Source organism: Bacillus sp. KICET-3 (genome assembly GCF_033261025.1).
Classification (GTDB): Bacteria; Bacillota; Bacilli; order Bacillales; family Bacillaceae; genus Bacillus; species Bacillus sonorensis.
Window position 1 is genome coordinate 4,574,066 of the sequence record NZ_CP137345.1, and the last position, 14,627, is coordinate 4,588,692.

The window sequence follows — 14,627 nt, forward strand, 5'->3', positions numbered from 1 at the left end:
AAAACAATCTGAATATCCATCCAGATTGTTTAATCCTGCCGCGCTTTGCGCAATGAAATCCGCCAGTGGATTCCGGTCCCGATATCATATACTTCGGCAAAGGAACCCTGATTGATTGCAACGCCCAAATTGTCCAACGAATTCACATATACAAGCGGTTCTCCCACTGGTATGTCGGCAAAAGAACGGCCAAAAACGATCGTTTGGCAATAGACTTGATTTGTCCCATGTGTAATGATGACGTTTAAAGCGTCCCCGTAACGAATGTCTAACTTGCTGAAAAGCCGGCGGCTGATATTCGTCCATAGATTCCCGAAGCGTACATCCAAAATATCAATCGTTCCCGTTATCCATTCATCTTCTATAAAGGCTTCCATAACAGGAAGTTTGATGAGGGATTCAGGTAAAACTTCAGGGCCGATTTGATCGAAGCGGATCACGCCTGATGCGAGCCTTGCCCCTGTATAGGCATAAATGTCGCGGCCATGGAAGGTGTGCGACTCTCCGGATTCCGGAAGTCTGTTTTGCGTCTCATCAAGATGCCGGGCTTCAGCGATGCCGATTTTCTGTTTAATATGGGTGAGGGTGCCGTTATCCGGTGTAATAATATATTGATTTGTACTTGTTCTGACTGCCACGCTGCGGCGTTCCGAACCGACGCCGGGATCGACGACAGATACGAATACCGTCCCTTCCGGCCAATAAGAAACCGTCTGCAGTAAACGGTATGAAGCCTCCCAAATATGGAACACTGGGATATTGTGCGTTACATCGAAAATCCGGATTGAACTGTCAACTGAATAAGCCACTCCGTACATCGCATTGACAGCTCCGTCGTCAATGCCAAAATCCGATTGCAAGACAAGTGCATGCTGACTCATTCTATCTCCCTTTCCGTCCCGATCTTAATATCAACCTTGTCAAAATATTAAGATCATCATACAGTACAGCGAATTGAAACGCAATACGACGGCTTGTCCGTTTTTTTCTTAAAATGTTCTTTTGGGGGTTCAAAAATAAGAAAGCCATTCAGGAAAAAAGATATTTAATTCCAGGAACTATCATTTTTATGATGAAAATTATTTTTTACACTTTTGACGAACGACCTCTCTCGTTTCATAATGGACGCATACAAAAAAACAGCCTGGCCTTGAAGACCAGACTGTTCATAATTAGCTTCCCAACTTGGATCGCGTCAGTTTTACTTTTGTCGTTTTTTCTTTTCCGCCGTGGTAATACTTTACTCTTACAGTGTCGCCGACTTTTTTGGTATACAGCTTTTTGCGAAGATCGACGATATCGTATACCCGTCCGCCGTCAAATTCAACGATCACATCCAACTCTTTCAGCCCCGCTCTCCCGGCCGGAGACAATGGCTGCACGCCCATGACGACTACACCTGATGTTACATCGTTCGGCAGTTTAAGCGTTTCTTGCCAATGATAGCTGGCAATGTCGCCGAGTGACTTCATTTCGATTCCGAGATACGGGCGTCTCACTTCTCCGTATGTTTCCAAATCGTTAATGACCGGAAGCGCAAGATTTGCCGGAATGCTCAGCCCGATCCCTTCGACGGCGCTTTCGGCGATTTTCATCGAGTTGATGCCGATCACTTTTCCATCGATATTAAACAGTCCTCCGCCGCTGTTCCCGGGGTTAATTGCCGCATCCGTCTGCAAAACTTCGGCATTCCAATCCGGTTGGCCGTCTCCATCCGAATCAACCGGAACGGCGCGCTCGGTTCCCGATATGATTCCTTGTGTGACAGATCCCGAGAATTGGAGGCCTAGCGGGTTTCCAATCGCTATCACCGGCTCGCCCGTTTTGACTTTATCGGAGTTTCCGAAAACGGCGGCAGCTTTTATTTTATTGCTTTTTACCTGAAGAACGGCAAGATCCATCAGTTTGTCACTGCCGATCAGCTTCGCCGGAATTCTCGTTCCATCATTCAGGCTGACTTCAATTTGGGAAGCTCCTTCAATGACATGGTGGTTTGTCACGATATGTGACGTACTTCCGTCCTTTTTGTAAATGACTCCTGAACCGGTCCCGGCTTCACCTGTTTCATCCCAGACGCCTGTTTTTTGAATATTGATGACGCCGACAACTGAATCAGACACTTTCGAGACGACCTGGGTGACCTCATTATTCACATTGACCGAGACATTGCGGACAGCTCCGCCCTGTCCGGCCCTTTGTCCTTGTCCTCCATCCGATTCGATGACTTGGAGATTGTACGGCAAAAGCCCTTGTTCTGAGAGATACGGCAGGGCAAATACCGTCAACAGGGCCCCGATCACGGCACCGATCAGACTTGAAAACAAAAAGCTTTTCCAATTTCTTGACGGCTTTTCGTGAACGTATTTTTCCTCATCATGATTAAACTCCACTATATTCAAATCCTTTCAAGGAACGATATATGTATATAGTGTGGATCAGAAACTGTCAGATTAATCATGGATTCCGAAAAATTTACACCGCCGCAAGAGGTGTCGGCTTTTTGGGATCTGTGTCATATAAATCAAACGTTTCGCCTGTCATAAATCCCTTCGCGGCAAGGGTTTGCTGCACAGACATTCTGGCGAGCTCCTTCATGTTGTTATCCTGGCTTAAATGGGCTAAGTAAATCCGCGACGTCTCATCACCGATGACATCTGTCATGGCAAGCGCGGCATCCTCATTTGACACATGACCGACATCGCTTAAAATCCGGCGCTTAATATTCCAAGGGTAGCGGCCCATTTGCAGCATACCGACATCGTGATTGCTTTCAAACACAAAGACATTGGCTGAGCGGATGATGCCCTTCATTCTGTCGCTGACATACCCTGTATCCGTAATCAGCGCAAGCTTTCGTCCATTGTAATGAAACACGTAGAACATCGGTTCTGCCGCATCATGGGAAACGCCAAATGATTCAACATCAAGGGAACCGAATGATTTGACCGTTTCCATTTGGAACACGAATTTTTGGCCGTTATCGATATTGCCGATATGCCCCTCCATCGCCTTCCATGTCTTTTCATTCGCATAAACGGGCAGCTGATATTTTCTGGCCAGTACACCGAGTCCTTTAATATGGTCGCTGTGCTCATGAGTGACAAAAATCCCGTCAAGGCCGTCCAGGCTGCGGTCGATTTGTGCCATCAGCCCTTCAATTGCTTTCCCGCTAAGTCCTGCGTCTACTAAAAAAGCGTGGTCATCGGTTTCCAAATAAAATGCATTCCCCGTACTCCCGCTTGCAAGTACGCTAAATTGCAGGCTCATGGTTTCTCACTCCATTACGATTTTTCCTTTTTCTCCTGTGATAGAAGAACGGCTCCGTCCCGTGCATCTACGATAAACTCTTCATGTATTACGGCTTCGTCCGTTTTGCGCTGTACTTCGATCCGCCAAACCGGTACGAAAATTTGCGCGCTTGCCAAAGGATATTGCGTGAAATATCCCAGCTCGGTCTTTTTAACTTTACTGTTAGGCTTTAGGTAGTCCGGATAATATAACGCTTCAACCGCACCTACAGCGGAAATTAGATTTTCCGTTTTGACTTCTTTGATTTCTTTCAGCATCGACTGCTTATACCGAACAACTTCATTTTTATCATTGTAAAACAGAACGACTTCACCGATTTCATTATTGGCATTGTCGTTTTGATCCTGAAAAATATAATCCCCTTTATAGGTTTGAAAGAAGATGATCTGCTTTTGCGACTTATCGACTCGCCACAGCTTATACTTGCTGCCGTTTATCACCTGCTGATTGACAATTTCCCTTGCTTTTGTCTCCATATCCGTTTTCGGAAGAGGAATAGGCTCTGAAAAGGCCATTTTTATTTCTGTCAGGGAATCACTTTTAGAAGTGTCCATTAACGGTTTCTGCCCTTTCAGCGATTTAATCTCGCTCTGTTTAAATACTTTTTTTTGCGCTGAAATTGAAGAACCTTTTTGTGATTCCTTTGACAAATTGTTGTAAGTAATATGATCAGCTTTCATATCTTCCTGCAGTGTCGATTTTTCTAAAATCGGGAACTGATTGATCCTGCGTTTATCTAAATATTGAAAAGCCAAAAAGATGTCAAGGATGAGGAAGACGATGATGAAGATCGTTTTTGTTCTATTCCACTCCATTTTTCGCGCCCTCCTTCACCGCTGCATCTTCCTTGGAAACGGGTTGGACTGTGCCGTTTATTTTAATGCACCATGTCGGTACAAGCTTGACAACCGGGTCTTGCTCACTGGACACCGAAACCATTTCATAAGCAGGAAAAATTTGTTCAATGTTATCGAAGTTATACTCATCATGTTCCCGCAAGTAGTCGATTAATTCCTTGCCGTTCATGATTTCTTTGCTTTTTTTGCTCAGCGGGTTTGAGTTTGCCCCGAGAACATAGCTTGGATGTTTGTAGTCAAGGATGTCATTATTCGCCCAGCGAATATCAATGGACGTCGTTCCGAATGGCTGGCTTTGACTGTTGACGACCGGCAGCTGATCCATGTACAGATAAAAGCTGATCTGCTGATTTTCATTCAAGCTGAAAAACTGATAGTCGTCGGTCCAGCTTCCTGTATCATTTAAATATTTAAAGCTTTTATTAATCAGCTCTCCGTTTTGATAGGATGAGCTCGGTTCCATGTTGCGGTGCTGGAATTTCACCTGTCTGTTATTCGAGTAGATCTCCAGAAGGCTCGTCCCATCCGAATAAACGGGCCTGTTTAAATTGGTTTCCTCCCGCACGGTTTGAGGATCTTCAAACAGAGCGTTTTTAAAACGACTTGGGCTGATCGTTTCTGTAAAGTACTCTTTTTCAGTCAGCTTTAGTTTATTAACCGGAAGCAGCACATCTCGTCTGGAATTAATCTGATAAGCCTTGTAGACCGGCATCTGCGATTTTTCTTTGTTGATCTCAGACAGGATGTTTCGATAATTGGCTGATTCCACATCAGCTTCAACAACCGTTTCTTTGCTGAATGACACAAAATATATCTTTTTCGTGCCGCTTCCTCCATTGAACGGCAGGACGATCCTGTCAAAAGAATTATATTCATAAGAATTTGCACTCCATTTGAACAGAGGCTGCAAAACGTCAATCGGAATGCTGTCGCTAAAGACGAGATCCAATTTGGCCGTTTTATTTTTGGCATAAAGCCAATCTTTGAACTGCTGTTTGCCAAAATCGTCTGAAATATCTTTGAGCGATTTTATTTCCCAGCGGCTCATATCATCCCACAGCTGGGAATAAAGCGTTAAATCATTCATCAAATAGTGTTTACCATTGTCATGGATGAACATTTGCTGCGGCTTAACCGCTTCGTTTAATAATTTGGTCTGATTTGCAATCGGCTGCTTGTCGCTGACCTGTGCCTTAGAGTCTTCAACTTTCTCATAATTCCCCTGGAATCCCCAAATGTTAAGGGTAAAAAGAAGACTGATCAGCACTAAAAGGGACAGTACTATCGTTTTTATTGTTTCACGCTTCATCCCAATCATCCTCTTGTTCTTCTTTATACGGCAGGGTAAATGTGATCGTTGTTCCTTTTCCTTCGATGCTGTCGGCCCAGATGTCTCCGCCGTGAGCCTGTACCATTTCTTTTGCAATCGCCAGACCAAGACCGGTTCCGCCGAGCTTTCTTGTTCTCGCTTTGTCTACACGATAGAAGCGTTCGAAAATCTTCTCCATATCCTTTCTCGGAATGCCGACACCTTCATCTTTGACACTGACATAAAGCAGCTCTTCTTCTTCATTGACATCGACGGAAAATGTAATATGGCCGCCTTCAGGAGAATATTTCAATGCGTTTGAAATAATATTATCCAGCACCTGCGTAATTTTGTCAGGATCGATTTCAACATACAAATCTCTGTCAGGCAGATGGCTGATAAAGTCGACATGCTGTTCCTTTGTCATTTCAAAACGCTCAATAATGAGAGAGAAGAAGCGGATAAAGTGAATCCATTCCTTATTAAATTGATAGTCTTTGCTGTCGAACTTTGAAAGCTGCAATAGGTCATTGACGAGCCTGATCATTCGCTCTGTTTCATTTTGCGCTACATTCAGGAAACGCGGCGCGATATTCGGGTCCTGCAAAGCTCCATCCGCAAGCGCTTCTAAATAGCTTCGCATCGTCGTAAGCGGTGTTCTGAGCTCATGGGACACGTTTGCCACAAATTCTCTCCGCTCTTGATCAATCTGCTCCTGTTCTGTGACATCGTAGATAACAGCAATCAATCCGTCGATTTTTCCGTGCTCTTTTTGAATCACTGAGAAGTTGACGCGAAGTACAGATGTCCTTTCTTCCTGATCGATTTCAAGAATGAGAGAATCCTGCTGTTCGACTAAATCTTCAAACGTATATTCGTCATCAAGTCCAAGCAATGAGGTAATCGGCATTTCGAGAGCTGTTTCACGTGAAACGTTTAAAAGTTCGAGAGCCGGTGTATTTAATAAAATGATCGCGCCATTGCGGTTTGTCGCGATAACTCCGTCCGTCATATAGGCGATCACAGACGAAAGTTTTTTTCGTTCGCCTTCCGTCATCGACTGAGCTTCTTTCAGCTCTCTCGTTAAATAATTAAAGGTCGTTGCAAGCTGACCGATTTCATCATTTCCATATTTCCTGACTTTCCGGGAGAAGTTCCCTTTCGCCAGTTCAATTGCCTGTTTTCGCATGTCTGATAGCGGATGGGTAATGGTTCGCGCCACAAACACTCCCAAAAAGGCAGTGATGCCAAGCGCAAGTATAGTTCCTGACGCTAAAATCATGTTGATCGTCCGGATTTGATTATAGACATCATCCATGGAAGCCACGACATAAATGGCTCCGATCGTCTCTTGATTGGCTTTTTTAATCGGAGTGACGGAAATACGCACTTTGCTGTCCCGTTCCGGATCAAAAAATTTATTTTCATATGGCAGACCGACAAGCAATGTCCTTTTTATAATTCCTTCAGTTGTCTTTTTGCCCGCTACCTCCCGATTGTATGGGTTGGAGGTTGCGATGACTTCATAGCTTTTATCAATCAGGCTGACTTCGAGAATTTCGCCTTCCTTGCTGAAATCATTTAATATCCGCTCAGCATCTTCCTTCAATGTTGTAGAGGATTCGGTGCTTCTGTCTTTCGTCATTTCCTGTTCAAGATAGTACGACAGATTGTTCACCCGCTGATCAAGAGAATCCTTATAAGACCTGAGAAGGTTGTCCTCCATTGCCCTTACAAAGTACACGCCGATAATCTGCATCGCGACGATAATCAGCAAAACATATATTAAAGTAAACTTAAAATGAATGGATCGAAAAAAACCGACTTTATTCATTTGGGCATTAGTCCTGTTCAGGGTTTCTCAAGTAATAGCCGACACCGCGTCTCGTCACGATCCAGCTCGGATGGCTCGGGTTATCCTCAATTTTTTCGCGGAGGCGGCGAACGGTGACGTCCACTGTCCGGACATCTCCGAAATAATCATAGCCCCAAACCGTTTGCAGCAAATGTTCGCGGGTCATGACTTGTCCGATATGTTTTGCAAGGTAGTGCAGCAGCTCGAATTCCCTGTGAGTCAGTTCGATTGTCTCATCGCGTTTTGACACAACATAGGCATCGGGAAAGATGACGAGCGAGCCGATTTGGATTTCGTTTGAAGCCGGTTCTTCTTCCGCAGGCGCCGCCGTGTTCTGCCGTCTGAGGTTCGCTTTGACACGGGCTAAAAGCTCGCGGGTGCTGAAAGGCTTTGTCACATAGTCGTCAGCACCGAGCTCAAGGCCGATAACCTTATCGATTTCGGAATCTTTCGCGGTCAGCATGATGATGGGCATGTCATATTTTTTGCGAACTTCACGGCAAACCTCCACACCGTCTTTATTCGGAAGCATGATATCGAGAAGAATTAAATCAGGGTTCAGCTCCTCGACCATCTCCAGCGCTTCATTGCCGTCATAAGCGCAATGGACGTCATAGCCCTCTTTTTTCAAATTAAATTCTAAAATGTCGGCAATGGGCTTTTCATCATCTACAACAAGTATCTTTTTATCCATTATCATTTCCTCCTCGTTCAGAGTTGAATGCACAGCATATAAAAGCTGCCGTATGATTTTTTTATATTTCAAGTTCATTGGATAAGCACATGACAAATCACAATCTCAAAATAGATTTCTTATACATTATAACGTTTATGAGACAAAAATTAAAAAAATAGTTCAAGGGAAAGGAATTGGAAATATTGCCATGATTACATTTTTTCAGTTTCCATCACAACAATTAAATTTCCGTTACTTTTTTTACTGAAAAGTGAAACATCTTTTGTTTTTAATCGTCTATATAGTAACGTCTTCTTCTTTGGCCGGCTGCCCGGCCTCCCTTTTTTTCTCTCTCACAAACTTCCCGCATCTTTTCAAACATTTTCATTTTATCTATAAGAAAAACGCATCTGCAAAAAGCAGACGCGCTTTAAAGTGGCTCGGGACGGAATCGAACCGCCGACACACGGATTTTCAGTCCGTTGCTCTACCAACTGAGCTACCGAGCCGTTATTTAAATGGCGGTCCGGACGGGACTCGAACCCGCGACCTCCTGCGTGACAGGCAGGCATTCTAACCAACTGAACTACCGGACCGTATATTTTTTTACAGTACCTGCTTCGAAAAGAATCGTGGTCTTTCCGAAGCAAGCGGGGATTTAGCAATAACGCTAAAGTAAATCAATGACCCGTACGGGATTCGAACCCGTGTTACCGCCGTGAAAGGGCGGTGTCTTAACCGCTTGACCAACGGGCCGCCAAAGAATGGTGAGCCATGAAGGACTCGAACCTTCGACCCTCTGATTAAAAGTCAGATGCTCTACCAACTGAGCTAATGGCTCTTGCATTGTTTTCGCAACAACGAGATTTATATTATCATAGAACGAACAGAGGTGGCAATATATTTTTTTATTTTTTCTCTAATTATTTTTTCTCTCATGATGATACTCCTCCTCTTTGCTGTTTTATTCAGAACAGAATGCCGTTTCGCCTCAATCTTTGCTTCCATGATGTTCCCGTCAATGCAGTGGCATCCGGACGGACTGTAAGCTTTGCTTTAGGACTCTTTTTTCCCGCTTCGTTTAATCTCAAAATACCCAGGAGCTAAACGCCCAAGCCCGTTTCTTCCTTGCCGCCCGGCAGCGTCCACGAATGGTTTTCTTATTTTTCACCGGCAGAACTTGCCCGTTTTCTTGAAAAAAAGCCCCTGCGGATTGCAGAGGCTCTTGGATTAGTTCGGCCGGTACACGCTTCTGATGACATTTGTCTGAGAGCGGTCAGGACCGACAGAGAAAATAGAAAGCGGAATGCCTGTCAGCTGAGATACTCGCTCAAGGTAATGGCGGGCATTTTCAGGCAGATCGCTCAAGCTTTTCGCTCCTGTGATATCTTCTGTCCAGCCCGGCATTTCTTCATAGACAGGCTCGCATTCGGCGAGCGCTTTTAAGCTTGCCGGGAACTCTTCAAGAATTTCCCCGCGATACTTGTATGCGACACAGATTTTCAATGTTTCAATTCCGGTCAATACATCGATTGAGTTTAAAGAAAGATCTGTAATTCCGCTGACGCGGCGGGCATGGCGGACAACCACGCTGTCGAACCAGCCGACGCGGCGCGGGCGTCCTGTCGTTGTGCCGTATTCGCGGCCGACCTCACGGATCTGGTCTCCGATTTCATTTTCAAGCTCAGTCGGGAAAGGTCCGTCTCCCACACGCGTCGTATACGCTTTCGATACGCCGACGACATGCTGGATTTTTGTAGGACCCACGCCTGAGCCGATCGTTACGCCGCCGGCGACAGGGTTTGAAGAAGTGACAAACGGATAGGTCCCTTGGTCGATATCAAGCATAACCCCTTGCGCACCTTCAAATAAGACGCGGCGCCCGTCATCAAGCGCATCGTTTAAGACGACAGACGTGTCGCAAACATATTGTTTGATTTGCTGACCGTATTCATAGTATTCATCTAAAATGTCTTCTATTTTAAATCCTTCCGCTTCATACATTTTTTCAAGCAGACGGTTTTTTTCTTCCAGATTGCGGGCAAGCTTTTCTTCGAAAACGTCGCGGTCCAAAAGGTCGGCGATTCGGATTCCTATGCGGGCCGCTTTATCCATATAAGCCGGGCCGATTCCTTTTTTCGTCGTGCCGATTTTATTTGCCCCTTTCCGTTCTTCTTCCACCGCGTCAAGTTTTAAATGATACGGCAGAATGACATGGGCTCTGTTCGAGATTCTCAGGTTATCTGTGCTGACGTTGCGTTCATGAAGATACGCAAGCTCCGTCACCAGCGCTTTCGGATCAACGACCATTCCGTTGCCGATCACACATATTTTATCCTTATAAAAAATACCGGATGGAATCAAGTGTAGCTTGTACGTTACTCCGTTAAATTTAATCGTATGTCCTGCGTTATTTCCGCCTTGGTACCGTGCGATAACCTCTGCGTTTTCTGAAAGGAAATCTGTGATCTTTCCTTTCCCTTCGTCACCCCACTGCGTACCGACAACAACTACTGAAGACATATCCGTGCACCTCCGTTAACCTTTTAAACGATATCAATATCAAACATATCCAGTTTATCAGTGTAGAGTTGTAAAGTCAATCGTAAATCCGAACATTTATTTTACACATAAACATATTCGTTCGTTATTATTTATATATTTCTTTTTTAAGAGAGCTTTTTTCGGCAAAATCTAAAAAACTAGTCAACTTAACCGCTTTCCTGGACAAATACACATAAAACGGCATTCCCTTCAATACTTAATAAAGTAAGGAGGGGGGAATGTCCAATGGAAACCGTATTGATTTTCGCATCCGTATTGTCGCCCATCATTTTGGCGCTCGTTGAGCTTGTGAAAAAAACGGTGAGGGTGCCTAAAAACCTGATTCCGCTTGTTTCGCTGCTGATTGGTTTTCTGATCGGAGCCGCCGCATACCCATTCACCGAGCTTGATCTCGTTTTGCGCCTATGGGCGGGCGGCTTGGCCGGCTTAACAGCGACAGGTCTGTTTGAAATCGGCAAGAACCGGGATACGAGAAATAAAAAAAATCCCTAAGAAGCATCTCTTAGGGATTTATGCACCAGGCGGAACACCCGCGTCATCAAACCGGCGTTCCAGATTCACGAACTTATTATATTCTTTAACAAATGCGAGTGAAACGGTGCCGACCGGGCCGTTCCGCTGTTTCGCGATGATAATCTCGATAATGTTTTTATTCTCTGTTTCTTTATCATAATAATCATCGCGGTATAGGAAAGCGACGATATCGGCATCCTGCTCAATACTTCCCGATTCCCTGATGTCTGACATCATCGGCCGTTTGTCCTGGCGCTGTTCAACGCCGCGGGACAGCTGAGAAAGCGCGATAACCGGAACTTCGAGTTCCCTCGCGAGCGCTTTAAGCGCGCGGGAAATTTCCGATACTTCCTGCTGGCGGTTGTCACTTGATCGGCCGCTTCCTTGGATCAGCTGCAAATAGTCGATCAAAATCATGCCGAGGCCGTTCTCCTGCTTTAACCGCCGGCATTTTGAACGGATTTCGCTGACTCTGATACCCGGTGTATCATCGATGAAGATTCCGCTGTTTGACAGGCTCCCCATCGCCATTGTCAGCTTGCCCCAGTCTTCTTCCGTCAAGTTTCCGGTACGGAGATTTTGGGCGTTAATGTTGCCCTCGGCGCAAAGCATCCGCATCACCAGCTGCTCCGCTCCCATCTCAAGACTGAAGATCGCGACGCTTTCATCCGTTTTTGTCGCTACGTTTTGCGCGATGTTTAAAGCAAAAGCGGTTTTACCGACAGAAGGCCTTGCGGCAACGATGATCAGATCGTTTCTCTGAAAGCCGGCCGTCATTCTGTCAAGCTCCGTAAAACCGGTCGGGATTCCGGTAATGTCCCCTTTTCGGTTGTGAAGCTGTTCAATATTGTCGTACGTTTGAACGAGAACATCCTTAATATTTTGAAAGGCGCCCGTATTTTTGCGCTGGGCGACTTCCATAATCGTTTTTTCTGCTTCGCTTAAGAGATCTTCGACTTCATCCTCCCTTGTGTATCCGTCCTGTGCAATCGACGTTGCTGTACGGATCAAACGGCGGAGAATCGATTTTTCTTCCACGATTTTAGCGTAATACTCTATATTAGCCGCTGTAGGCACAGAATTTGCAATATCCGTCAAATAAGAAATTCCGCCGACTTCTTCCAAAAGATCCGTATTCGCAAGCTCTGATGTGACTGTAACCAAGTCTACAGGCTCGCCTCGGTCTCCGAGAACAAGCATGGCGTTAAATATTTTTTGGTGCGACATTCTGTAAAAATCATCTGGAATTAAGACTTCAGACGCCAAAGTAAGTGCGGATGGTTCTAAAAAAACAGCACCTAACACGGCCTGTTCAGCTTCAATATTCTGCGGCGGCAGCCTGTCATTCAGAAGATCTGTCATGTTAAGCACCGTCCTCCCATTAAAAATAACCCAACGTCTATTTTACCATTTTTACAGAAAAAAAATAGACTTTAGGAGAATGGCTTTTTATAGAAATATTTTCATAGCGGTATGCGGCGTGGTCGCCAGCGGAAATGGTGATACGGGGAATATTCAGGAGGGGGTGTCCGCGTCTTGCGATGACGCGGCGATGCTGATTCGGCATTATTCCATTCTTCCGTTCCAATTGTCTTTAAGCAGCATACCGATCATTACGTCGGTCGCCTTCTGATACAGCTCCCATTCCTCATAAGCGGCAAATTTCATGCGCAGCGTTTGCAGCACGTTTCGCATATCTTTGTACTCTTCAAACGTGTAAATCCCCTGTGATCTCACCTGCTGTTCATACAATTTCTTTTTTAAAACCGATAACGGCGCGTTCATGATGATCACCTCCTATTCTTTTATATCCTTTTTTTCTTTTTCTTCCAAACAACCTGTTATATGATGTTACAATAAAAATCGGGAACAATATTTACTGTTGCGTCCCCTTTCCGCTTTAGTACAATAGAAAATGGAGGACAATATGAGGCCCTTACAAATATCTGCCGAAACGGCTCAAAAGCTTGCTGAATCTTTGAACCTTCCCCTTGAACAAATCATGCATATGCCGCAGCATATTCTGCTTGCGCGGCTTGCCGACATACAGAAACAAGAAAACAAAAAGTAACCCTGGATCGTGTTTCCGGGTTTCTTTTTCATGTCACTTTTTCACATGAAAGCAAAGGAGAATACTGCATGCACCACATTGACGCACGACGCAACCGCATCAACAACATCTTACTTATCACGGGAATTATATTTATCGCTTTTAATTTAAGGCCTTCCATTACCTCGGTCGGACCGCTGATCAGTTCAATCCGCACCGATCTGGATATGACAAACGGGATGGCCGGGTTTTTAACAACCTTGCCGCTGCTTTCTTTTGCCTTTCTTTCTCCAGTGGCCCCTAAGCTCGGGCAAAGGCTCGGAAATGAAAGGACGCTTTGGATCGGATTGGTCGTTCTGCTGATCGGAATTTTGCTTCGCTCCTATGGGGAAGCGTTCACATTATTTGCAGGAACCGCTCTGATCGGAATCGGTATCGCGATTTGCAATGTCTTGCTGCCAAGTCTGATCAAACATAAATATCCGGAAAAAGCGGGAATCATGACAAGCTTTTATACGACATCAATGTCGATTTTTGCCGCTTTGGCGTCAGGGATCAGCATTCCGCTCTCACACGGCTTGCAGTGGGGATGGAGCGCATCGCTCATGGTATGGGCGGGACTGGCCTTCCTGGCGATTTTGATCTGGGTTCCCCAGCTCCGCTATCATGATACCGCAAACCGCACGGTCAGCCTCAAAACGGATGGACAGACGGTCTGGCGGTCGAAAATTGCCTGGCAAGTCACGTTTTTTATGGGGATTCAGTCGTTTTTGTTTTATTGTACGATCGCCTGGCTTCCTGAAATCCTCAAATCCCACGGAATGAGCATGTCGCTATCCGGCTGGATGCTGTCGCTTATGCAATTTGCCAGCCTGCCGTCAACATTTTTAACACCGGTACTGGCTGGACGCTTCCGCGACCAAAAAAGCATTGTCCTCGGGCTCGGCATTCTTTATCTGGCCGGCATGACAGGCCTTCTGTACGGAGGAAATGCCGCCTTGCTGACATTATGGGTGGTTTTGATCGGAGTCGGACAGGGCTCAAGCATCAGCCTTGCTTTGACATTAATCGGGCTGCGAAGCGAGAATGCGCATCAAGCGGCAGCCCTATCGGGAATGTCGCAATCGGCCGGTTATTTGCTGGCGGCGATCGGTCCAAGCTTTGTCGGCTTCCTGTACGATCATACACATTCATGGAACGGGCCGATCCTGCTTTTCATCGCGGCCTTGATCGCCTTGATCGGGACAGGCCTCGGCGCAGGAAGAAATCTTTATATATATGCGAAAGCAGCTTAATCAAAAGCCGGCATTCCAGTCGGCTTTTTTTAATCCGATGAAATTTAAAAAAACTGTCATATCACCTGACAAAAATGCGGATTGATGCAGGATTTGGGCTTATGATCGGATGTAAAAGTCGATTATTTTTCAATATTGGTCTAGACAACTAGATTTATACTGTTCTATACTTATGATAACGTTTTCAAGAAAGGACTT

Annotated in this window: 14 protein-coding genes and 4 tRNA genes; 3 read left to right on the top strand and 15 right to left on the bottom strand. The window is 45.3% G+C overall.

Annotated elements, in window-relative coordinates; genetic code table 11:
• Positions 1-29: 29 nt before the first annotated feature.
• The 12 genes from R5H20_RS23240 to R5H20_RS23295 form a co-directional block, all read right to left on the bottom strand.
• Positions 30-881, bottom strand: coding sequence for an SAM hydrolase/SAM-dependent halogenase family protein (locus tag R5H20_RS23240; RefSeq protein WP_006639788.1), 852 nt, complete (start codon positions 879-881; stop codon positions 30-32).
• 291 nt (positions 882-1,172) lie between these two features.
• The gene (locus tag R5H20_RS23245) at positions 1,173-2,390 is read right to left on the bottom strand and encodes a S1C family serine protease (RefSeq protein WP_006639789.1); all 1,218 of its coding nucleotides are present in this window, start codon (positions 2,388-2,390) and stop codon (positions 1,173-1,175) included.
• Positions 2,391-2,472: 82 nt separating this feature from the next.
• Entirely contained in the window at positions 2,473-3,267 is a 795-nt protein-coding gene (locus tag R5H20_RS23250) for an MBL fold metallo-hydrolase (RefSeq protein WP_006639790.1), read from the bottom strand.
• Between the two features lie 14 nt (positions 3,268-3,281).
• Entirely contained in the window at positions 3,282-4,124 is an 843-nt protein-coding gene (locus R5H20_RS23255) for a two-component system regulatory protein YycI (RefSeq protein WP_006639791.1), read from the bottom strand.
• Positions 4,111-5,475 carry a YycH family regulatory protein gene (locus R5H20_RS23260; protein ID WP_006639792.1) on the bottom strand — a complete coding sequence of 455 codons (1,365 nt, stop codon included), beginning with the start codon at positions 5,473-5,475 and terminating at the stop codon, positions 4,111-4,113. The genes R5H20_RS23255 and R5H20_RS23260 overlap by 14 nt, the downstream gene beginning before the upstream one ends.
• Entirely contained in the window at positions 5,465-7,309 is a 1,845-nt protein-coding gene (walK, locus tag R5H20_RS23265) for a cell wall metabolism sensor histidine kinase WalK (protein ID WP_006639793.1), read from the bottom strand. The genes R5H20_RS23260 and walK overlap by 11 nt, the downstream gene beginning before the upstream one ends.
• 7 nt (positions 7,310-7,316) lie before the next feature.
• Positions 7,317-8,024, bottom strand: a complete 708-nt coding sequence (walR, locus tag R5H20_RS23270; RefSeq protein WP_006639794.1) for a cell wall metabolism DNA-binding response regulator WalR — start codon at positions 8,022-8,024, stop codon at positions 7,317-7,319.
• 418 nt (positions 8,025-8,442) lie between these two features.
• Positions 8,443-8,515, bottom strand: a tRNA-Phe gene (locus tag R5H20_RS23275).
• A 10-nt stretch (positions 8,516-8,525) separates the two neighbouring features.
• Positions 8,526-8,602 (bottom strand) — tRNA-Asp (locus tag R5H20_RS23280).
• Between the two features lie 88 nt (positions 8,603-8,690).
• Positions 8,691-8,762: transfer RNA gene (locus R5H20_RS23285), tRNA-Glu, on the bottom strand.
• Between the two features lie 9 nt (positions 8,763-8,771).
• Positions 8,772-8,847 (bottom strand) — tRNA-Lys (locus tag R5H20_RS23290).
• Between the two features lie 389 nt (positions 8,848-9,236).
• Positions 9,237-10,529, bottom strand: a complete 1,293-nt coding sequence (locus R5H20_RS23295) for an adenylosuccinate synthase (RefSeq protein WP_006639795.1) — start codon at positions 10,527-10,529, stop codon at positions 9,237-9,239.
• 267 nt (positions 10,530-10,796) lie between these two features.
• On the opposite strand from R5H20_RS23295, the gene R5H20_RS23300 reads away from it, so the two are divergent.
• On the top strand, positions 10,797-11,063 hold the full coding sequence (locus tag R5H20_RS23300; RefSeq protein ID WP_006639796.1) for a holin: 267 nt from the start codon (positions 10,797-10,799) through the stop codon (positions 11,061-11,063).
• Between the two features lie 18 nt (positions 11,064-11,081).
• On the opposite strand, the gene dnaB is transcribed toward R5H20_RS23300, so the two are convergent.
• The 3 genes from dnaB to R5H20_RS23315 are packed head-to-tail and all read right to left on the bottom strand — an operon-like array spanning position 11,082 to position 12,869.
• Positions 11,082-12,446 (bottom strand): replicative DNA helicase, encoded by a 1,365-nt coding sequence (dnaB, locus tag R5H20_RS23305; protein WP_006639797.1) that lies wholly within the window; start codon positions 12,444-12,446, stop codon positions 11,082-11,084.
• A gap of 37 nt (positions 12,447-12,483) precedes the next feature.
• Positions 12,484-12,651, bottom strand: a complete 168-nt coding sequence (locus R5H20_RS23310) for a hypothetical protein (RefSeq protein WP_155910211.1) — start codon at positions 12,649-12,651, stop codon at positions 12,484-12,486.
• Positions 12,651-12,869, bottom strand: a complete 219-nt coding sequence (locus R5H20_RS23315; protein WP_006639799.1) for a hypothetical protein — start codon at positions 12,867-12,869, stop codon at positions 12,651-12,653. Before R5H20_RS23315 ends, R5H20_RS23310 begins: the two co-directional genes overlap by 1 nt.
• Positions 12,870-13,011: 142 nt before the next feature.
• On the opposite strand from R5H20_RS23315, the gene R5H20_RS23320 reads away from it, so the two are divergent.
• The gene (locus R5H20_RS23320; protein WP_006639800.1) at positions 13,012-13,155 is read left to right on the top strand and encodes a YycC family protein; all 144 of its coding nucleotides are present in this window, start codon (positions 13,012-13,014) and stop codon (positions 13,153-13,155) included.
• Between the two features lie 68 nt (positions 13,156-13,223).
• A complete protein-coding gene (locus R5H20_RS23325; RefSeq protein ID WP_006639801.1) occupies positions 13,224-14,429 on the top strand; it encodes a CynX/NimT family MFS transporter in 1,206 nt (401 codons plus the stop codon).
• Positions 14,430-14,627: the final 198 nt, after the last annotated feature.

Bases quoted from the DNA above. Each gene is read 5' to 3' on its own strand.
- R5H20_RS23295 (WP_006639795.1), bottom strand. From the start codon at position 10,529: ATGTCTTCAGTAGTTGTTGTCGGTACGCAGTGGGGTGACGAAGGGAAA.
- R5H20_RS23320 (WP_006639800.1), top strand. From the start codon at position 13,012: ATGAGGCCCTTACAAATATCTGCCGAAACGGCTCAAAAGCTTGCTGAA.
- R5H20_RS23250 (WP_006639790.1), bottom strand. From the start codon at position 3,267: ATGAGCCTGCAATTTAGCGTACTTGCAAGCGGGAGTACGGGGAATGCA.
- R5H20_RS23300 (WP_006639796.1), top strand. From the start codon at position 10,797: ATGGAAACCGTATTGATTTTCGCATCCGTATTGTCGCCCATCATTTTG.
- walR (WP_006639794.1), bottom strand. From the start codon at position 8,024: ATGGATAAAAAGATACTTGTTGTAGATGATGAAAAGCCCATTGCCGAC.
- R5H20_RS23260 (WP_006639792.1), bottom strand. From the start codon at position 5,475: ATGAAGCGTGAAACAATAAAAACGATAGTACTGTCCCTTTTAGTGCTG.
- R5H20_RS23255 (WP_006639791.1), bottom strand. From the start codon at position 4,124: ATGGAGTGGAATAGAACAAAAACGATCTTCATCATCGTCTTCCTCATC.
- R5H20_RS23325 (WP_006639801.1), top strand. From the start codon at position 13,224: ATGCACCACATTGACGCACGACGCAACCGCATCAACAACATCTTACTT.
- walK (WP_006639793.1), bottom strand. From the start codon at position 7,309: ATGAATAAAGTCGGTTTTTTTCGATCCATTCATTTTAAGTTTACTTTA.
- R5H20_RS23240 (WP_006639788.1), bottom strand. From the start codon at position 881: ATGAGTCAGCATGCACTTGTCTTGCAATCGGATTTTGGCATTGACGAC.
- R5H20_RS23315 (WP_006639799.1), bottom strand. From the start codon at position 12,869: ATGAACGCGCCGTTATCGGTTTTAAAAAAGAAATTGTATGAACAGCAG.
- R5H20_RS23310 (WP_155910211.1), bottom strand. From the start codon at position 12,651: ATGCCGAATCAGCATCGCCGCGTCATCGCAAGACGCGGACACCCCCTC.
- dnaB (WP_006639797.1), bottom strand. From the start codon at position 12,446: ATGACAGATCTTCTGAATGACAGGCTGCCGCCGCAGAATATTGAAGCT.